The sequence below is a fragment of the Emticicia fontis genome, assembly GCF_054779675.1.
This window is the reverse complement of record NZ_BAAGXU010000011.1, coordinates 123,801-143,024: the sequence shown is the minus strand read 5'-3', so window position 1 is coordinate 143,024 and position 19,224 is coordinate 123,801. Positions and strand designations below refer to the sequence as shown.

General features: G+C 35.6%; 17 protein-coding genes. 16 read left to right on the top strand and 1 reads right to left on the bottom strand.

Going from position 1 to position 19,224, the window contains the following annotated elements; all coding sequences use genetic code 11:
• Window positions 1-90 precede the first annotated feature (90 nt).
• The 16 genes from ACYVFA_RS07010 (at window position 91) to guaA (ending at window position 17,901) form a co-directional block, all read left to right on the top strand.
• On the top strand, window positions 91-1,047 hold the full coding sequence (locus tag ACYVFA_RS07010) for a hypothetical protein (RefSeq protein ID WP_460471101.1): 957 nt from the start codon (window positions 91-93) through the stop codon (window positions 1,045-1,047).
• A gap of 6 nt (window positions 1,048-1,053) precedes the next feature.
• Entirely contained in the window at window positions 1,054-2,025 is a 972-nt protein-coding gene (locus ACYVFA_RS07005; protein WP_460471100.1) for a hypothetical protein, read from the top strand.
• Between the two features lie 51 nt (window positions 2,026-2,076).
• Window positions 2,077-3,540 carry an MBOAT family O-acyltransferase gene (locus ACYVFA_RS07000; protein WP_460471099.1) on the top strand — a complete coding sequence of 488 codons (1,464 nt, stop codon included), beginning with the start codon at window positions 2,077-2,079 and terminating at the stop codon, window positions 3,538-3,540.
• Between the two features lie 376 nt (window positions 3,541-3,916).
• Window positions 3,917-5,137 (top strand): sterol desaturase family protein, encoded by a 1,221-nt coding sequence (locus ACYVFA_RS06995; RefSeq protein WP_460471098.1) that lies wholly within the window; start codon window positions 3,917-3,919, stop codon window positions 5,135-5,137.
• 174 nt (window positions 5,138-5,311) lie between these two features.
• Window positions 5,312-6,598 carry an O-acetylhomoserine aminocarboxypropyltransferase/cysteine synthase family protein gene (locus ACYVFA_RS06990; RefSeq protein ID WP_460471097.1) on the top strand — a complete coding sequence of 429 codons (1,287 nt, stop codon included), beginning with the start codon at window positions 5,312-5,314 and terminating at the stop codon, window positions 6,596-6,598.
• A 98-nt stretch (window positions 6,599-6,696) separates the two neighbouring features.
• Entirely contained in the window at window positions 6,697-7,596 is a 900-nt protein-coding gene (locus ACYVFA_RS06985; protein ID WP_460471096.1) for a DUF1684 domain-containing protein, read from the top strand.
• Window positions 7,597-7,901: 305 nt separating this feature from the next.
• Window positions 7,902-8,336, top strand: a complete 435-nt coding sequence (locus tag ACYVFA_RS06980) for an RrF2 family transcriptional regulator (protein ID WP_460471095.1) — start codon at window positions 7,902-7,904, stop codon at window positions 8,334-8,336.
• 112 nt (window positions 8,337-8,448) lie between these two features.
• The gene (locus ACYVFA_RS06975; RefSeq protein WP_460471094.1) at window positions 8,449-9,870 is read left to right on the top strand and encodes a phytoene desaturase family protein; all 1,422 of its coding nucleotides are present in this window, start codon (window positions 8,449-8,451) and stop codon (window positions 9,868-9,870) included.
• Window positions 9,871-9,945: 75 nt separating this feature from the next.
• Window positions 9,946-11,205 (top strand): YeiH family protein, encoded by a 1,260-nt coding sequence (locus tag ACYVFA_RS06970; protein ID WP_460471093.1) that lies wholly within the window; start codon window positions 9,946-9,948, stop codon window positions 11,203-11,205.
• Window positions 11,183-11,527 carry a thioredoxin domain-containing protein gene (locus ACYVFA_RS06965; RefSeq protein WP_460471092.1) on the top strand — a complete coding sequence of 115 codons (345 nt, stop codon included), beginning with the start codon at window positions 11,183-11,185 and terminating at the stop codon, window positions 11,525-11,527. Before ACYVFA_RS06970 ends, ACYVFA_RS06965 begins: the two co-directional genes overlap by 23 nt.
• A gap of 193 nt (window positions 11,528-11,720) precedes the next feature.
• Window positions 11,721-12,362: a redoxin domain-containing protein gene (locus ACYVFA_RS06960; protein WP_460471091.1), complete on the top strand. Its 642-nt coding sequence runs from the start codon at window positions 11,721-11,723 to the stop codon at window positions 12,360-12,362.
• Between the two features lie 140 nt (window positions 12,363-12,502).
• Window positions 12,503-13,084, top strand: coding sequence for an RBBP9/YdeN family alpha/beta hydrolase (locus ACYVFA_RS06955; RefSeq protein ID WP_460471090.1), 582 nt, complete (start codon window positions 12,503-12,505; stop codon window positions 13,082-13,084).
• Between the two features lie 154 nt (window positions 13,085-13,238).
• Window positions 13,239-14,141, top strand: a complete 903-nt coding sequence (locus ACYVFA_RS06950; protein WP_460471089.1) for an aldo/keto reductase — start codon at window positions 13,239-13,241, stop codon at window positions 14,139-14,141.
• A 1-nt stretch (window position 14,142) separates the two neighbouring features.
• Window positions 14,143-14,604, top strand: a complete 462-nt coding sequence (locus ACYVFA_RS06945; RefSeq protein WP_460471088.1) for a hypothetical protein — start codon at window positions 14,143-14,145, stop codon at window positions 14,602-14,604.
• A 112-nt stretch (window positions 14,605-14,716) separates the two neighbouring features.
• Entirely contained in the window at window positions 14,717-16,306 is a 1,590-nt protein-coding gene (locus ACYVFA_RS06940; RefSeq protein ID WP_460471087.1) for a M1 family metallopeptidase, read from the top strand.
• Between the two features lie 65 nt (window positions 16,307-16,371).
• Window positions 16,372-17,901, top strand: coding sequence for a glutamine-hydrolyzing GMP synthase (gene guaA / locus ACYVFA_RS06935; protein ID WP_460471086.1), 1,530 nt, complete (start codon window positions 16,372-16,374; stop codon window positions 17,899-17,901).
• Window positions 17,902-18,017: 116 nt separating this feature from the next.
• Here guaA and ACYVFA_RS06930 read toward each other — a convergent pair whose 3' ends face one another.
• Window positions 18,018-19,223: a glycosyltransferase family 4 protein gene (locus ACYVFA_RS06930; protein ID WP_460471085.1), complete on the bottom strand. Its 1,206-nt coding sequence runs from the start codon at window positions 19,221-19,223 to the stop codon at window positions 18,018-18,020.
• Window position 19,224: the final 1 nt, after the last annotated feature.

Below are 19,224 nucleotides of genomic sequence, written 5' to 3'. Positions count from 1 at the left end.
TGATATTAAATAAAATAACATTCATAATTCTTTAGATTTAAAGATTTTCAATAAAGAAAGGTCATATGTATGTCCTAAAAGAGATCGTTCATGCAGCATAAAACAAAAGTATTTATATTTAAAATCTTTCTTTTAGGGTTATTCACTTTAGGAACCGTTGAACTATTATATCAATTTAACCCCTACGCCGAAAGAAATTTAGAAATATCCTATACTGCCAGTATCATCGAAAAATACAAAAGATTACAATCATTATCCTCGCCTAAAATTGTGCTGATTGCAGGCTCAAACTTTGCATATGGTATTAATAGTGAAATGATTGAAAAGAGTTTTCATAAACCTGTTGTGAATATGTCTATGCATTATGATTATGGTACCAATTTTATGTTACGACAGATTCAGGATGAATTACGAGCAGGAGATACAGTGATTATGGGCTTTGAATATATCATAGAAACTGAGGGAGATGTTGGAGAGAAAATACAAATGGCCAAAATATTTTCAAAGGCCAACGAATGGTTTGATTATAAGGATATTACCCAATACATCAGAGAAAATGCTATCGTGCGAATCTCAAATCTGAGATTAACCTTAGAAAGATTAATTACTGGTGAAGAAGCACAACCTATAGTAGAAGACACTACGAGTATTTTCTTTAGAAAAGCCATTAATAAGTATGGTGATCTGGTAAGCCATTTGAATAATCCTCCTTTAAAGAATATCCCTCCTGCAGTTATCAATGACAAAGTAAGTATGCATCTGGCTATTGAAGATATGAATGCTTTCTATCAAAAAATGAAGAAAAAAGGAGTGAAAGTCTATTACTCTTATCCATCTTATGCAGAATCAAGCTACGAACGCGATCAAGCTATTATTAATAAACTAAATAATGAATTTAAGAAGGAAGCGAAATTTCCGATATTAGGGAAATTAAACGACTTTGTCTTTGCTGATAGTTTATGTCAGGATATGGTGTATCACCTGAATGCTAAAGGTCGTGATATACGTACCGAAAAACTGATTGATTTACTAAAAACTGCCCATTAAGCATCAATGACAGGTACACAGAATTTTTTTTATAAGGTGTTTTTATTAGGAACAATCATCATTGTTTCAGTTTGGGTATTCAATAAGGTTTATATTTCTCAGACTTACCCGTACGCATATCTTGGAGGTATGTTGAATGATAAACATAAAATTGCTCAAAACCTTGATTCTCCAAAAATTATATGGGTTGGAGGCTCAAGCGGTTCTTTTGGTATTAATAGTGATACTTTACAAAAATATCTAGGAATGCCTGTTGTAAATATGTCTTTTATTGCACCTTTAGGAACCTACTTTTTACTAAATGATGCTTTGAAAGAAATTAAAAAAGGAGATAAAGTATTTGTAAGCACCGAGTATGATATTGAAAAATTCAGTACCCCCCAAGTAATTTATGAGGCAGTCGATTATTATCCTGAAGGAGTTATTTACGTCGAAAAAGATACAACATTAGTTGACTTTATAGGGCATCGGGTAAAGCACAAATTATCAAATGTCAAAAAGTTATTCTGGAATGTATTTAGTAAGAATGAAGCTGCAAGTGCGTCAGTTGAGGACAAGAAGTCTGTGTATTTCAGAAGTGCCTTTTCTCAGAAAGGAGATATAATGAGCCATGTAAACAATACACCAAAGTCCGTAGATTTTTTCTTGTTTCCAAAAGCGTCGATTGATTATAGTGAGCAAATTGGTGATTTAAATCATTTTGTAGCAGAGTCAAAAAATAAAGGTGCGGTTGTTTATTATGTTTTTCCACCTTTAGCTGAATCGACATACAATTATGGTAAAGTAGCGGTTGAATCTGTAGAAAAGCAGCTAAAAGCTGGTTTAAAATGTGAAATAATTGGTAATGCTAAAGATTTTATAAGAAAAGATTCTAGTTTTTTTGATTCATTTTATCATTTAAAACCCGCAACTCGTGACCTGAATACCCTAAAAATTATAGAACTTTATAAAGAGAAACAAAATACTATAGATAAGTAAGAACCCTGAGCCCAAATCAATACCCAAATTTGATTATTCACGATATTCGATATGATATTTAATTCAATAGAGTTTGCCATTTTTTTTCCAATAGTAACCCTGATTTACTTCCTGCTTCAGCATAAGCATCGGTGGTGGTGGTTGTTGGCTACAAGTTGCTATTTCTATATGTTCTTTAAGCCGGAGTATATCCTGATTTTAGGCTTTACGATTGTGATAGACTATTTTGCAGGGATACTTATTGAAAAATCAGAAGGAGCTAAACGAAAGTTGTATCTGGTGATGAGCCTGATTGCCAATTTAGGGGTATTAGCAGTTTTTAAATATTATAATTTCTTTACCTTAGTAGTAGGAGAGGCGGGGCTGGCAAGTCTGCCCATGCTTAAAATTCTGCTGCCTATTGGCCTTTCGTTTCATACATTTCAGGCGATGAGTTATACGATTGAGGTGTATAGAGGTAATCAGAAAGCAGAGAGGCATTTTGGTATCTATTCATTATATGTAATGTTTTATCCGCAATTAGTGGCTGGCCCAATCGAACGCCCACAAAATGTGCTACATCAGTTCTATGAAAAACATGCATTTGATTATAATCGGGTAACCAGTGGCTTAAAACTAATGGCATGGGGTTTATTTAAAAAAGTAGTAATAGCTGACCGTCTGGCATTATTTGTAGATAAGGTCTATGACCATCCGTTAGATTATCAAGGGATACCCATTATCGTGGCCACTATCTTTTTCTCATTCCAGATTTATTGCGATTTCTCAGGCTATTCTGATATTGCCATTGGCACGGCGCAGGTAATGGGCTTTAAATTGATGAAAAACTTTGACAGACCTTATTTTTCTAAAAGTATTTCAGAGTTTTGGCGTCGTTGGCATATTTCTCTCTCTTCATGGTTCCGTGATTATTTATATATTCCGTTAGGGGGAAATAGGGTAAGTACTTATAGACGCTATTTTAACCTGTTTTTTGTCTTTACCATGAGTGGCTTATGGCATGGAGCAAACTGGAATTATATTATATGGGGCGCATTGCACGGTATTTATCTGGTGGCAGCTATTATACTGGTAAAGCCTCGTAATTTTATCAATAAAATTACCGGCATTGCAAAAGTGCCTTTTATTTTTAAAATCGTTCAGATTTCTATTACCTTTGTTTTAGTAGCTTTTGCCTGGATATTCTTCAGAGGAAGTTATTTAGAAATGGGTTGGACATGGCATCTGGTTACTCATCTTTTCACTGGTTTACCTTCTTTGTCTGAATTTTTGCATCTAGACTATATTTCTCAAAATGTTTTCCTGGACAAAGGTGCCAAGGAATTCTTTACTGCCATTGTTCTGATAATCTTTATGGAGGTTATTCATTATATCCAACGTGATAAAAATATCCGTGATATTGTCGCTTCAAAACCTGTTTGGGTTCGCTGGGGGCTTTATTACCTATTTATTATACTGTTTTTCATTTTCGGCATTTTCGATTCTCCGGCACAGTTTATTTATTTCCAGTTTTAATTGTCTAGAACTGTGATTTAACTGATTAGTCTGATTTAACTGATTTTATGTGTGAAAAATCATCATAAATGAAATCAGTTTTTCTTCTTTAAAACAGTTAGCGAGATGAGCTATTCAGTTAAATCAAAGTTCAAGATAAGTATAGTTGAAAATTTTTTAATAAATCTACTTGTTTGGTAGATTATATATACTTTAATTTGTGGCAGAAACAAAGGTAGAAAAGGAGATAGCTCTTATGCTTTGTATTCGAATAAGGTCGTGTGTCTTGGCTGGAAGACAAAGAGTCCCATAAACTCCTTTAAGTGGTTCGATACCACTCACGACAACAATATTTTGACAACAGATTCAACATTTTACGAAGTAACCCTACCATACAATGGTTATCAATTATTTAGCGTTCGCTGTTCCTTTCTTTTTGTTTTTCATATGGCTTGAATATTATGTAGCCAAAAGGAAGGGAAAGCATTACTTTAATTTCAGTAGTTCGATAGCAAATATTAACGTGGGTATTGCTGAACGCCTGATTGATTTATTTACTGCGGGAGGTTTCTATTTCTTTTACAATTATCTGCATACACACTTTGCTTTATTTGATATTCAACCAGGAATATTGTTGTGGATTGCGCTTTTGCTAGCTACTGACTTTCTATGGTATTGGTACCATCGGTATGGCCACGAAATCAATCTTTTCTGGGGTTTTCATGTAGTTCACCACCAAAGCGAAGATTTTAATTATACGGCAGCTACTCGTATCACTATTTTTCAGGCATTGGTTCGTACTTCTTTCTGGTCTATCTTGCCTGTTATAGGATTTCCTGCTGAGATGATTACTACTATTTTATTAGTACACGGCATTTACCCGTTCTTTACTCATACCCGTTTAATTGGTAAATTAGGAATTCTGGAATACATTCTTGTTACGCCCTCGCATCATAGGGTACACCACGCGAGTAACGAACAGTATCTGGATAAAAACTTCGGTGATATGTTCATTATCTGGGATAAACTGTATGGTACTTTTGCAGAAGAGAAAGAAGAACCCACTTATGGACTCACCAGGCAATTAGGTAGTTATAGCTTCTTATGGCAACATTTTCATTTTTTGGTAGAAATAGCCTTTGCTGCAAAAGCCGAAAAGGGACTTCGAAATAAGTTAAAAGTGGTTTTTGGTCGCCCTTCAGATTTTAATTCAGAAATGAGGATAAAGGCAGAGAAAAAGTTTTTATCCATTAGGAAAGTGCAGGCACGCACGACGAAGTTCCGGTTTTATGTCATTGCTCAGATTACTTTTACTTTAGTGACCTTATTTCTATTATTACTTTTTGAACACTACATACCCCTCTTTTTGCAAACCATAATTGCCATGTTTATTCTGATAACTCTGATTAATTGTGGCGCAATTCTCGAGCAAAGGCGCTGGGTTTTTTATCTGGAATTTGCCAGAGCGAGTCTAGTGACTATCGCCACATTCTATTATTTCCCAAGTCCAACTTTGATCGGAATGTCTATACTGTTATTAATTGTGAGCCTAGCATATTTTTCTAGTTTGCAGAAGCAGTATTTAAGATTAATCTATGGGAAAAGAAAGGTAATTTAAAGATGCAGATGTTTTATTCATCGTAATAGGTTATGGTTGTCAATTAGCTTGGTTAGTCTCTAACCAAGCACAATTTCCTGACGGATGAATTATATACGTAAAATGTCTTATGATGCGTTTTTTTATCACTAAATTTAGGTTTTCAATAAATATTCACAAAACCATTTTAAAATTATGCAATTCGAAACCCTCCAACTACATGCAGGTCAGATAGTAGACCCAGCTACCAATGCCAGAGCAGTACCTATTTATCAGACAACGTCTTACGTTTTTAATAATGCAGAACACGGAGCTAATTTGTTCGCGTTGAAAGAGTTCGGAAATATTTACACGAGAATTATGAATCCAACCAACGATGTGTTCGAAAAACGCATTGCAGCACTAGAGGGTGGGGTAGCGGCTTTAGCAGTTGGTTCTGGCCATGCTGCGCAGTTTGTGGCTATCAATAACATTACAACTGTAGGAGATAACTTTGTCACTACTTCTTTCCTGTATGGAGGTTCATACAATCAGTTCAAAAATTCTTTCAAAAATATCGGTGTAGAAGCGCGTTTTGCGAACGGTGACGATGTTGAAAGCTTTGAAAAGTTGATAGATGAAAAAACGAAATTTATCTATCTTGAATCAATTGGCAATCCAGGTTTTAGTGTACCTGATTTCGAAGCTTTTGCAAAATTGGCACAAAAACATGATTTACCTTTAATTGTTGACAATACTTTTGGCGCGGCCGGAGCTATTGTACAACCTATTAAATATGGTGCTAATGTAATCGTTCAATCAGCTACAAAATGGATTGGCGGACATGGCACTACTATGGGTGGGGTGATTATCGACGCCGGAAATTATAACTGGGGAAATGGTAAATTCCCTCAATTTACTGAACCATCGCCAAGCTATCATGGATTAGTTCTAAATGATGTTTTTGGAATTGGCGGGCCATTCGGAAATATTCAGTTTATTATAAGAGCCAGAGTAGAGGGTTTGAGAGACTGGGGCGCATCACAAGCACCATTCAACTCATTCTTATTGCTACAAGGTGTAGAGACATTAACACTAAGAGTGGAGAGAATTGCTGAAAATGCATTGAAATTAGCTCAATGGCTAGAGTCTCACGAACAAGTAGAAAGTGTAAACTATTTAGGTTTGCCAGATAACCAATATCATGAATTGGCAAAGAAATATCTTACGCGTGGTTTTGGTGGTGTATTATCTTTCAAACTAAAAGGAGATAAAGCAAAGGCGTCAAAATTTGTAGATAGCCTGCAATTGATAAGCCATTTGGCTAACGTCGGTGATGCAAAAACATTAATTATTCACCCGGCTTCAACTACACACTCACAATTATCTGATGAAGAGCAAATCTCTGCAGGCGTTGAACCAACACAATTGCGTATTTCAGTAGGTATTGAGCATATTGACGATATTAAGGCTGATATTGAGCAAGCTTTAGCGAGTCTATAAATAATTCAGATTCCACCCATTGTCTCTGATTATGGGTGGAATTCAAACAAATTCAATTAAACGAACAATCATCACAAACTTAGAATAGGGTTGAGCTTATGAAAGGAAGTAAATCTATATATCTACTATTGAGTATGTATATGATACTGGGATTGTCATCGTCAGGATTCAAACAGATTTCAGACAGTACGCCTTATCAGGATGAGATAAAAGCCTGGCATAATCAAAGAATTGAGAATTTGAAAAAAGAAACAGGTTGGCTCAATCTTGCAGGACTATTCTGGTTAGAGGAAGGTAAGAATACATTTGGTTCAGGTTCTAAAAATAAAATTATTTTCCCAAAAGGTAAAAGTGATGATTTTCTTGGAACACTCATTCTGGAAAAAGGAGAAGTGTTCATAGAAACTACACCAGAGAAAGCAATTTATACAAATGAACAAGCTGTAACTAAATTAAAAATCTTCCCTACGGAAAAGTCAATTATTCTGAAGCATAAATCATTGCGTTGGTTCATTGTTAAAAGAGGCGAGAAGCTTGGGGTCAGGCTCCGTGATTTAGAAAGTCCCTTCATAAAAGAATTTAGAGGTATAGAAACCTTTCCTATTGACGAAAAATGGAAGGTAAAAGCAAAATTGGTCAAAGAAGCAAACAAGAAAATACCTATTCTTGACGTATTGGGTCAAACAAATCTGCAAGACTCACCCGGCAAACTTGTTTTTACAATTGATGGAAAAGAATATACCTTGGATGCATTGGATGAAGGGGATAATCTCTTCATCATCTTTGCCGATAAAACCAATAAAAAAGAAACCTACGGTGCAGGAAGATTTGTGTATACATCAAAGCCTGACGAAAATGGGGAAGTGTATTTAGATTTTAATAGATCGATTAATCCACCTTGTGTTTTTACTCCATATGCCACTTGTCCTTTACCCCCTAAACAAAATACTTTGCCAACAGCAGTCAATGCAGGTGAAAAGAACTATGGACATCATTAAATACATACTCGTTGTGCGTTTGGTAAACATCAAAGAATATAAAACGCACAACGTAGTTTTTTGTACTCTGATAGGCTTCGTTGTTTTAATAAACTAATGAGGCAATCTGGCTTGGCTTATCATTAGCCAAGTCAGTTTTTTTAGCCAAACTGTAAGCTTCACATTTTAAAGATAGATGCTAAATAAATTAATCTACTAAATTGATAGATTATATAGGTATTTTAGTTATATTTGCACTCTTATCATCAACAACCAACAATAACTAAACTATACTTACAAATTATTACACTTCATTAACAAACACCATGATTTCAAAAAAAGCTAAATATGCATTAAAGGCCTTAAAAGTTCTGGCAGAAAAGTATGGTGAAAAAGAATCACTGACTGTAAATGACATTGCCTGTGAAGAGAATATTCCAAGAAAATTTCTGGAAACCATTCTTCTCGAATTAAGAAATAATGGCCTGCTTACCAGTCATAAAGGTAAAAATGGAGGCTACTCTCTAAGTGTAGAACCCACTCAAATTACTTTAGCGCGTATTCTACGTATAACAGACGGCCCTATTTCACCTACTTTGTGTGTCTCTATTTATTATTATGATAAATGTGATGACTGTGGTGATGAAGAGACCTGCCCAATAAGACCTATAATGCTAAAAGTACGAGATGCCAATCTGAAGGTGTATGAAAATACCACATTGATGGATTTTGTGATTAAAAAAGAATTGATTTTAGCATAAGTAATTGGATGGTAAAATAGGAGGTTATTTAAACCATTTGCTAGTAAATGTGTTTCAAATGATGAAATAAGTGTAAATTTATTGAATAGATTTTGACGACTTATATCTGCAAATGACAAAAACAGATTATGATGCCGTAATAATAGGCTCTGGACCAAATGGACTTTCTGCAGCTATTGCTTTACAACAAGCAGGACTTTCAGTATTATTGCTAGAAGCAAAAGCAACCGTTGGTGGTGGATTACGCTCTGCTGAATTAACGCTTCCTGGCTTTGTACATGATATTTGTTCTGCCATCCATCCATTAGCTTTGGCATCTCCATTCTTTAGAAATTTGCCGTTAAGCAAGCATGGACTAGAATTTGTTCAGCCACCAGCTGCAGTAGCGCATCCTTTTGATGACGGAACTACCGCCTTATTGACACGTTCACTGGAAGACACGGCATCCCAAATGGGTGATGATAAAAAAAGTTATATAAAGTTGTTGGCTAAACTTAGTGAAAATCTACCCGAACTCATTAGTGATATTCTGGCACCACTACACATTCCACGAAATTTGTCAGATTATACTTACTTTGGACTAAAAGCCCTTTTACCTGCTACAATTTTAGCAAAAAGTTTTTCTACTAAAGCAGTTAAAGGTTTGTGGGCAGGCGTTAGCGCCCATTCCATTTTACCTTTAAGTAAACTTACTACTTCAGCTATCGGCTTGGTATTGATGGCAGCAGGCCATACTTACGGCTGGCCTATACCTAAGGGTGGTTCTCAAAAAATAGCTTATGCTCTGGCTTCTTACTTTCAATCAATTGGAGGAAAAATAGAAACCAATTTTTATGTAAAATCATTACATCAATTACCCTCATCAAAAGCAATTGTATTTGATATAACGCCCAAACAATTATTAGAAATAGCAGGTCATACTTTTTCTTCTATCTATAAATGGCAGTTAGAAAGATACAGATATGGTATGGGAGTATTTAAAATAGACTGGGCTTTGGCAGAACCTGTTCCTTTTATAAATAGAGATAACCTTCTGGCAGGTACATTGCATTTAGGAGGCACTTTCAAAGAAATTGAGTATGGTGAGCAACAAGTCTGGCATGGGCAACATCCAGAAAAGCCTTTTGTTTTATTGGCTCAACAAAGCCTGTTTGACCCAAGCCGTGCACCAGAAGGTAAACAAACCTTATGGGGGTATTGTCATGTACCTGCCAACTCAACTAAAGATATGACCAATGCCATTGAACAACAAATTGAAAGATTTGCTCCGGGATTTAGGGAAAGAATTCTGGCAAGACACGCAATGAATACAGCCCAGATGCAAGCTCATAATCCCAATTATATCGGTGGAGATATTAATGGCGGAGCCATAAATTTAACACAACTTTTTACCCGTCCTGCGCTACGCTGGTCACCTTATAGAACCTCTGCAAAAGGGCTTTATATATGTTCTTCATCAACGCCACCAGGTGGTGGTGTACACGGTATGTGCGGATATCATGCTGCACAAAGAGTATTGAAAGATTTATTTTAAAAGCCAATCGAGGACTGACTTTAGAAAAGAAATATATATATTGATACCCCAAACCACTCTAAATTAAATTATACTATGTCTACCCCCACTAAAAAATTCACTTTAACCGAAGACTGGACTGTCGTTATTTTAGGATTTACTATCATTTTATTAGCTATTTCAGGCATTTTATTACCTGCCCCGTCTTTTAGCTGGAGTAATTCTGCCGAACTATTCGAAAAAGTATTATTACCAGCTAACTTACGAAAAATTCTTATTCAATTGATAGCTATAATAGTAGTGGCTGCTGTAGGCGCAATTTTATTAGGTAATTCTATAAAACCTTGTTTAACTGGCTTGCCAATCGTTTATATATTAACAATATTGGCGTTAGTTATTGCGGGTAATAGTGCTGTAAAAGACCTGAATCTTGAAGCCGTAATCTTTAGCCTTTTGATTGGCCTATTGATTGGTAATACAATGAAACTCCCTGATTGGCTCAAAGCGTCACTTTCTACAGAAGTGTTTGTTAAGATAGGTCTGGTATTATTAGGAACCACTGTTATTTTTTCAGATATTCTGAAAGCAGGCTCTCTTGGCTTGATTCAGGCCTTGGTAGTTGTTATTTCAGTTTGGTATTTTGCTTTCTGGATTTCGAAGAAAATGGGTATTGATGAAGAAATGGGCATTATGCTTTCAAGTGCTGTTTCTATTTGTGGTGTTTCAGCAGCTATTGCAACATCTGGCGCTATTAAGGGAGATTCAAAAAAACTATCTTATGTCATATCATTAGTGTTGATAACAGCAATACCAATGATGATTTTTATGCCGTATATCGCTAAAGCGCTAGGCTTATCCGAAGAAGTGACCGGCGCCTGGTTAGGTGGCACAATTGATACTACCGGAGCAGTTGTTGCATCAGGGACAATGGTAGGAGATATTGCTCTTAAAACCAGTACCATCGTTAAGTTTTCGCAGAATGTATTATTAGGAGTTGCGGCATTCGCCATTTCAATTTATTGGACTTATACCAATAATCCTCTGGCGAAAGATAAAGATACCAAGCCATCATTAGGTATTATCTGGGAGCGATTCCCTAAATTCGTTTTGGGTTTTTTGGCAGCTTCGATTTTATTCTCATTTTTCGTTTCACCACAAACTGTAAACGAAGTAAAAGGCAGTCTGAAAAACTTTCAGGGTTTATGGTTTGCATTGGCTTTCACAAGTATTGGCTTAGAAACCAATTTCTCAGACTTATTTAATAAAGACAGCAGAAAACCATTATATGCATTTTTAATTGCCCAAACATTTAACATTTTTGTTACGTTAATCATTGCCTATTTTTTATTTAGATGAATGGAAAAATGACCCTCTTTTTGCCAAAAGCCGTCTGAAAGTTTTGAAAAGACGTTTTGGAATCGAATATGATATTTTATTTGCAGGTTTGGCAGATAAGGATTTTGCTTCTAACGTACTTCCTGCTTTAAGCTCGGTGCTCTCTTTCCCAACTACAATTCTGATTGATAAAGAAGGTAATGTCAGTAAAATTCACACAGGCTATACAGGTCCTGCAACAGGAAAATATTATGAAGAATTTGTAAAAGAATTCAACAGAGATATTGATGAAGTTTTGAATGCAGAAACTACTACGGTAAAACCAAAACAGGCAGAGAAATAAGGTTTACTTTAAGTAGACAATCTATCTATTCATTCGGAAATCATTAAAATATGCTAATTATCTCTCATTTTGAAGCGAGTTGTATTAATTTTGATAATAATCTACTAAAATAATAGATTATATAGGTTAATTATCTATATTTGCATCAGATATTGAGTTCACAACAAGAAGAACCATAATTAATTTTAAAGATATGAGTAACTCTAGCCAAAAATATGATACTGCTTTCTGGGATACGGAGATTCCTATGAAGAAAAACAATGCTAAGTTGCTGCCTTTGATGACAGGCTCAAATGCACCTGATATTACATTTAAAAAGGATATGGGTATCTGGCAAAAGGTTTCTTATCGATTCAACTATACTCAGGCAACCGTTAAATCTATCATCGATAATAAACCATTGGTGATTAGTTTTTTGTCAGGAGGTTGGAATAATTATGGTTTAAAGCACCTGAAATTATTAAATCAAGCATATTCTGAAATTGTTGCTTTAGGTGGGAACCTTTTGGTAATTGCTCATGCCTCTTATACAGATGTAAGAGAAATGGTTCAGTTTTTTGAAATACCTTTCAATGTCATTGCTGACCCAAACAATGAAATTTCAGAGAAATTTGGTTTGTATTCAAAAGATGTGCCTGTTTGGGATAAAGTATCTGGTATTTCAGAAGAAGTACCGATTCCGGCAACTTATGTTCTGAATCAATACGGTCATGTAATCTATCATACGATTGATGCAGATTTCTTGCATACTTTTTCTGCCACAAAAGTGTTAGGTGCCGTTTTTGCGGCTGTTAACCGTGTGCCTTATAAAGTTAATTATAATTATGCAGCTTAAAAAATTGAGTGATTTAGTGATTGGTGAATGAGTGATTAGATAAACTAAATAAATAATTAATTACTCTTTGCTTCAAACATTTAAGTCAAGATATAAAACTAATCACTGAATCTTCAATCGCTTAATCACTCAATAATTCTATGAAAATATCATCAAATATCGATTTTCTGACAATCCCTGGTTTGGCTAGTTCTGGACCAAAACATTGGCAGACATTTTGGGAAAAACAATATCCTTATTTGTTTACCAGAGTAGAACAAGATAATTGGGACTTACCCGTACGTGAGGTATGGGTTGAGAAATTACAAACTTATATTGAGGGTTTAACGAAGCCAACAGTGCTGGTAGCGCATAGCATGGGCTGTATTACAGTAGTAAATTGGGCAAAGAAATATTATTCTCCTATGGTAAAAGGAGCTTTATTAGTTGCTCCTGCCGATGCTGAATACTCTGATAGGTTAAGTTTTCTAGAAGGTTTCAATCCAATTCCCAATACTGCGCTTCCTTTCGAGAGTGTTGTTGTTGCCAGTACGAATGACATTTACGCAACTATTGAACGTTCAGAATATTTTGCCAATACTTGGGGGAGTACATTTTTGAATATAGGCGACAAAGGACATATTAACGCGAGCTCTGGCTTTGGTGAGTGGGAGGAAGGTAAATTCATTTTAAATCAATTTGTCAATATCTTAACTGATTCTTTTCAGTTACAATGTGCCTGATAAGTCAGGAGATAACTTGAAAGTCAATTAACCTAAATAAAAAATGCTCTTGCATCTTTTAGCAGGTGAAAGTATTGCATTGTCAAATTTTTAAGGTTTCAAGGAATTTTATGAAATTTGACTATTTTTGTGGCGGTACAATTAATCTAACCTAATGAAGAAAGTTTATCTAAGCGATTCGGGCCCGAAAGTATCAGAAGCAATTTATGGTTTCTGGAGATGGAATGATGAAGGGCAAACCACCACAACAAAAATTGAGAAAATTATTAATCTCTGCCTTGACCTAGGAATTAATACTTTCGATCATGCAGATGTTTATGGTAATAATACTATTGAAGAGCATTTCGGTAAAATCATTAAAAATAAGTCTTTCAAGCGCGAGGATATAGTATTATTCAGCAAATGTGGTATCAGACATTCTGACGACGGTACTTTTGATTATTATGATACTTCAAGAGAGCATATTCTGAAAAGTGTTGATAATTCATTGAAAAGGCTAAAAACAGATTATCTGGATATTTTCCTTTTACATCAAAGTGATTTCCTTGCTGACCCTGAGCAAACAGCAATGGCATTGGCAAATGTAGTTAATTCCGGTAAAGTAAATCATATTGGTGTAGCTAATTTCACTGTTTTCCAGCATCAACTATTAGCTTCTTATCTTACGATTCCGATTGTAACCAATCATATTGAGTTAAACCTTATGAATACTGCTGCTATTGAAGACGGGCGTATCGATTTTATTAAGCAACGTTTCAGTAAGCCTTTAGCTTGGGCGCCTTTAGCCGGTGGAAGAATTTTGAATGGAGAGGATGAAAAAGCTGTTAGTGTGAGAACCAAGTTAGAAAAAATTGGAGCTAAATATGAAGCCAATATTGAGCAGACAGCAGTAGCATGGTTAATGAAATTGGGTACCTTACCTATTATCGGTTCTATTTCTGAAAGCCGCATCAGAAACGCTGCAAGTGCTACTAATTTTAAATTGACTCACCAGGAATGGTACGAGATTTATAATGTAGTTTGTCCTGCAAGAAATACTGATATTACTCACGAGTAAGATGAATATTGACCTAAGTAAAATCTTTAATGGGGCATTTGATACTTTTAAAGTATTTAATCAGCTAAACGTTAAACAGGCAAGTGAAACTTTAGGCAATACTCCAAAAAGTGTCTGGCAGATATTGAATCATTTAATTGTCTGGCAGGCTTATCAGATTAAGTTATTAAAAGGTGAGGCAACCAAGCATATTAGTGAGTTAGATACATGGTCTTGTGGTAAACAAATAGGAGATCAGAGCCAATTAGATAAAATAATTACTTTGTTTAGTACCCAAATTGAGGAGATTAAAAATGAATTGACTAAATCAATAAGTGGAATTGAAAACATTGAGAATAGAATCAAATTATTTCAAGAACTGGCTTCACATTTATCATTTCATTTAGGTGAAATTATACTTATCAGAAGACAACTCAAGAACTATCCTCTACCTCATGAAATGACGGCTTTTTTGAATAGTTAATAGTGCTGACATATAAATTAAATCCATTACAGAAATAATCGCTGTAATGGATTTTTTTATTTGAATTCTTTATCTTTGTTTTTACACTCTGAAACGCTTTATCTCCTAAACTATGAAGTACTTCTTCTTTTTAATTAATCTGGTAATATGTGTAGCAGTTCATGCACAAAAGAATAAATCAGGTGATTTATTAAAGCCGGAACAGGCATTAATGGATATTCGCCATTACAAAATAGCTTTGGAAGTAAAACCAGGTACTCAAAGTATCAATGGATATGCAGAGATTGATTTTATTACAAATAAGACTACGGAAGTTTTACTTTTTGATTTGGTGGAGAGCTTTACTATCGACAAAGTTTGGGTAAATAGCAAAGAAGAATCATTCAAATTCGATAACGAATTAATTAGAATTTCATTGGCTACGCCATTAGTACCCGGAAAAGCAAAAGTAAAGATACAATATGGAGGTAAACCTATCATTGCGCCTCGTCCACCATGGAAAGGTGGGTTTACCTGGGCAGCAGATACTACCGGAACTCCCTGGATTGCTATTACCTGTCAGAGTCAGGGTGCGAAAATGTATTTTCCATGTAAAGACCATCCAAGTGATGAGCCAAATGAAGGTGCCGATTTGATTATCACGGTCCCGAAAGGCTTGGTAGTGGCAGGTCCGGGCCTATTGCAAAGCCAGACTACTAAAAAAGACAAAACTACTTTTCATTGGAAAACTAATTATACAATTAATAATTATAGCATTCTTTTCAATGTCGGCAAATTCAAAATCGTTTCCAGAAATTATACAACTATTGACGGACATACTATGCCCATGCAATTTTACGTATTGGAAGAGCACGTTGATAAAGCCGAAAAGCATTTGGATATATTCGAACGAATTGTAAGAACACAAGAGAAATACTTCGGAGAGTATCCTTGGATAAAGGAGAAAATAGCTATCTGCGAAACACCTCATTTAGGTATGGAACACCAGACCATGAATGCATATGGAAATAAATTCAGATATACGATGGTAGGAGGGAAAGAGTTTGACTGGCTGATGCATCATGAATTTGGTCATGAATGGTGGGGAAATAAAATAACAGGGATCGATTGGGCGGATATGTGGATTCAGGAAGGAATTTGCTCATTCGGAGATGCGCTATATACCCGCGAACATGAAGGAGAAGAAGCCTACCTGAAAAGAATGGAACGTACAGGCCGTGCTACACAGAATCGTTTGCCTGTAGTTTTAGGTGAACATATGAACGCTGATACTGTATACCATGCTGATATTTATGGAAAGGGAGCATTCTTTATGCATACATTGCGCTATGTAATTGGTGATGATATTTTCTTTCCTGCATTGAAAAAGTTTGCCACAAGCCCTGAATTTACCTATGATAACCTAGTGAATACGAATAATGTAGAAACCTTTTTTAGTAAAGAGTCGAAGCAAAACCTGAAACCATTATTTGATTTTTATCTCGGGACTACAAAAAAACTGGAGGTATATATAAAAAGAATCAGTGACGATGAATATCTGATTTCATCACTAAACTATGCAACACCTCTACCGATTGATATTCAGATCGAAGATAAAATCGAGCGAAAAATCATCGCTTCTAAACCAATAAAGGTGAAAAGTAAAACTACTCCAGTGATAGATCCGAAGAGTTATTACCTTAAAAAAGTACTCTATGAATAATACTTTTTTAAAAACGTATTGGAGGATTAGCTAAATCTGCTAATTTTGCATTTTAGAAACCTATCATGACAGAACAAATTCTTATTCTTGATTTCGGTTCGCAATTTACTCAGTTAATTGCCCGAAGAGTTAGAGAACTTAATGTGTATTGCGAAATACACCCTTTCAATAAAATCCCAGCAATCACTTCTGAAATAAAAGGCATTATCCTTTCTGGTAGTCCGTGCTCAGTGCGTGAAGAAGATGCACCGATTGTGAACTGGCAAGAATTCCCTGCGGATATTCCGGTTTTAGGTATTTGTTATGGTGCCCAGATGATGGCACAAACCGGTGGAGGCGAAGTATTACCCTCGTCTATCAGAGAATATGGCCGCACGATTCTGAATAAAATAGACAATCGGTATGCTTTATTCAAGGAAGTAGCTGATAATACACAAGTATGGATGTCGCACAGCGATACCATTGCCAGCCCTCCATCAGGTGCAGATATTATTGCTTCCACGGATACAGTAAAAGTAGCGGCATTTAAATTACATGACAAGCCTCGCTATGGTATTCAGTTCCATCCTGAGGTTACCCATACATTACAAGGTAAGACAATTATCAAAAACTTTGTAGTTGATATTTGCGAATGTTCTCAGAACTGGACACCTGATTCATTTGCAGAAGCATCAATCAAAGAGCTGAAAGAAAAATTAGGTGATGATAAGGTAATCATGGGCTTATCAGGTGGAGTAGATTCATCAGTAGCTGCAACCTTAATCCATCACGCTATTGGCAAGAACCTCTACTGCATATTTGTTGATAATGGACTTCTTCGTAAAAATGAATTTGAAGAAGTATTAGAATCGTACAAAGGCTTAGGCTTGAATGTCATTGGTGTTGATGCCAAAGAACAGTTCTACAAAGCCCTGGAAGGATTAACAGATCCAGAAGCCAAACGTAAAGCGATTGGTAAAACCTTTATAGATGTATTTGATACCGAAGCTCACAAAGTAGAAGGAGCTGCTTGGTTAGGGCAGGGAACTATTTATCCCGATGTTATTGAATCTGTATCAGTAAAAGGCCCTTCAGTTACTATCAAGTCACATCACAACGTAGGCGGCCTACCTGATTTTATGAAATTACAGGTAGTTGAACCACTAAGGCTTTTATTTAAGGATGGTGTACGTGAAGTAGGTAAATCATTAGATATCCCACAAAATATTTTGGGTCGTCACCCATTCCCTGGTCCAGGTTTAGCAATTCGTATCTTAGGAGATATTACTGCTGAAAAAGTACAGATTTTGCAGGAAGTGGATGCTATCTTCATCAATGGGTTGAAGGACAATGGTCTCTACGATAATGTGTGGCAAGCAGGAGCTATCTTATTGCCAGTACAAAGTGTAGGTGTAATGGGCGACGAAAGAACCTACGAAAAAGTAGTAGCCCTGAGAGCAGTTACCAGTATTGATGGTATGACAGCCGATTGGGCACATCTACCTTACGAGTTTCTAGCTGATATTTCTAATGAAATTATCAATAGAGTAAAAGGAGTAAATAGAGTTGTCTATGATATCAGCTCTAAACCACCTGCAACAATTGAATGGGAATAAGATTTGAATGTTTACATATACTATACTAAAAAAGCTCTTTCTATGAAAGAGCTTTTTTAGTATATCTTGATATTGATGTCTCTTTTTTAAATACGGTTTGAAAAATCTTCCAATAATTAATTTGCACTAATCTCTCCGAATTGAAGTTTTTCAGAGTTAGCTATTTTTTCTGTTGTCTTAGTTTCAATTACTATTGCTTCTGATGCCACTATTGTTGCTTCTTTGGCTTTCTTGGCTTGAAATCGCCTCACTTCTAACCAGTTTGCTACTAAGAAATAACATACTAAAAGGAAAAGTATAAAGAAACAAAGTTCCGTATTACTAAAATACAACCTAGCTGAATAAGTAATTACAGTTAAAATAATCGTTACTGCATAAAGCGTAAAAGATGCTTGCATATGTGAAAGATTATTATCAATCAGCAAATGATGCATATGCATACGGTCGGCTTTAAATGGAGATTTGCCTCTTAGAATACGAACTGAAAATACTCTGATGGTATCAAAAATAGGTACAACCAGTATAACAATAGCGATAATTGGAGCACTTACAAACGAACTTGTAGGATCCCAGGCATGCAAAACATTGAAGTGAATGAATTTTACTGCCAGTACTGTAATAATATATCCAATAATCAATGAGCCGGTATCGCCCATGAATATTTTGTTATTCTGAGAGAAATTAAATCTTAAAAAACCTAACAAAGATCCTGATAAACAAAGTGCTAAACAAGCCAATGAGTAATGATGATTCAATAAGAACCAAAGGCCAAAACCGCCACTGGCAATCATACCTATACCACCTGCCAGACCATCAATCCCATCAATCAGATTGAAGGCATTAATCATGGCGACAAATATAAAGATGGTAAGACCTATACTTAGTAAATAAGGAATCTCTCCAACACCAAATATTCCAAATAAGTCAGAAATTCTTAAATCACAACCAACTACTACAATAGCTGAGGCAATAATCTGAATACCTATTTTTTTGGTAGGTGATAAAGCGTATAAATCATCTTTGATTCCTAAGAAGAAAAGGATAGTCATTCCAGCGAAAACCTTATGCAATAAAATGCCTTCATCGCCAAAGTTCCATATCATATAACCGATTAAAATACCTGCAAAAATGGCGACACCACCGAAAGTTGGGGTAGGAGTGCTATGCGAACTTCTTTTAACCGGATTATCCATCAAGCCACGAAGACCACTTATATTAATAATGACAGGTATAGAGCGCAGGCTTATAAAAAGTGCGATTATAGCTGAAATTAGAATCTGGATGTTTTTATCAGGTATTAGTGATTCAAATGTGGGAAACATT

What these genes read in the sequence shown, in the direction of transcription:
- ACYVFA_RS06975 (WP_460471094.1), top strand. Translation starts at nt 8,449, where the DNA reads ATGACAAAAACAGATTATGATGCCGTAATAATAGGCTCTGGACCAAAT.
- ACYVFA_RS06985 (WP_460471096.1), top strand. Translation starts at nt 6,697, where the DNA reads ATGAAAGGAAGTAAATCTATATATCTACTATTGAGTATGTATATGATA.
- ACYVFA_RS06970 (WP_460471093.1), top strand. Translation starts at nt 9,946, where the DNA reads ATGTCTACCCCCACTAAAAAATTCACTTTAACCGAAGACTGGACTGTC.
- ACYVFA_RS06990 (WP_460471097.1), top strand. Translation starts at nt 5,312, where the DNA reads ATGCAATTCGAAACCCTCCAACTACATGCAGGTCAGATAGTAGACCCA.
- ACYVFA_RS06930 (WP_460471085.1), bottom strand. Translation starts at nt 19,223, where the DNA reads ATGTTTCCCACATTTGAATCACTAATACCTGATAAAAACATCCAGATT.
- ACYVFA_RS07005 (WP_460471100.1), top strand. Translation starts at nt 1,054, where the DNA reads ATGACAGGTACACAGAATTTTTTTTATAAGGTGTTTTTATTAGGAACA.
- ACYVFA_RS06995 (WP_460471098.1), top strand. Translation starts at nt 3,917, where the DNA reads ATGGTTATCAATTATTTAGCGTTCGCTGTTCCTTTCTTTTTGTTTTTC.
- ACYVFA_RS07000 (WP_460471099.1), top strand. Translation starts at nt 2,077, where the DNA reads ATGATATTTAATTCAATAGAGTTTGCCATTTTTTTTCCAATAGTAACC.
- ACYVFA_RS06955 (WP_460471090.1), top strand. Translation starts at nt 12,503, where the DNA reads ATGAAAATATCATCAAATATCGATTTTCTGACAATCCCTGGTTTGGCT.
- ACYVFA_RS06945 (WP_460471088.1), top strand. Translation starts at nt 14,143, where the DNA reads ATGAATATTGACCTAAGTAAAATCTTTAATGGGGCATTTGATACTTTT.
- ACYVFA_RS06950 (WP_460471089.1), top strand. Translation starts at nt 13,239, where the DNA reads ATGAAGAAAGTTTATCTAAGCGATTCGGGCCCGAAAGTATCAGAAGCA.
- ACYVFA_RS07010 (WP_460471101.1), top strand. Translation starts at nt 91, where the DNA reads ATGCAGCATAAAACAAAAGTATTTATATTTAAAATCTTTCTTTTAGGG.
- ACYVFA_RS06940 (WP_460471087.1), top strand. Translation starts at nt 14,717, where the DNA reads ATGAAGTACTTCTTCTTTTTAATTAATCTGGTAATATGTGTAGCAGTT.
- ACYVFA_RS06960 (WP_460471091.1), top strand. Translation starts at nt 11,721, where the DNA reads ATGAGTAACTCTAGCCAAAAATATGATACTGCTTTCTGGGATACGGAG.
- ACYVFA_RS06980 (WP_460471095.1), top strand. Translation starts at nt 7,902, where the DNA reads ATGATTTCAAAAAAAGCTAAATATGCATTAAAGGCCTTAAAAGTTCTG.
- guaA (WP_460471086.1), top strand. Translation starts at nt 16,372, where the DNA reads ATGACAGAACAAATTCTTATTCTTGATTTCGGTTCGCAATTTACTCAG.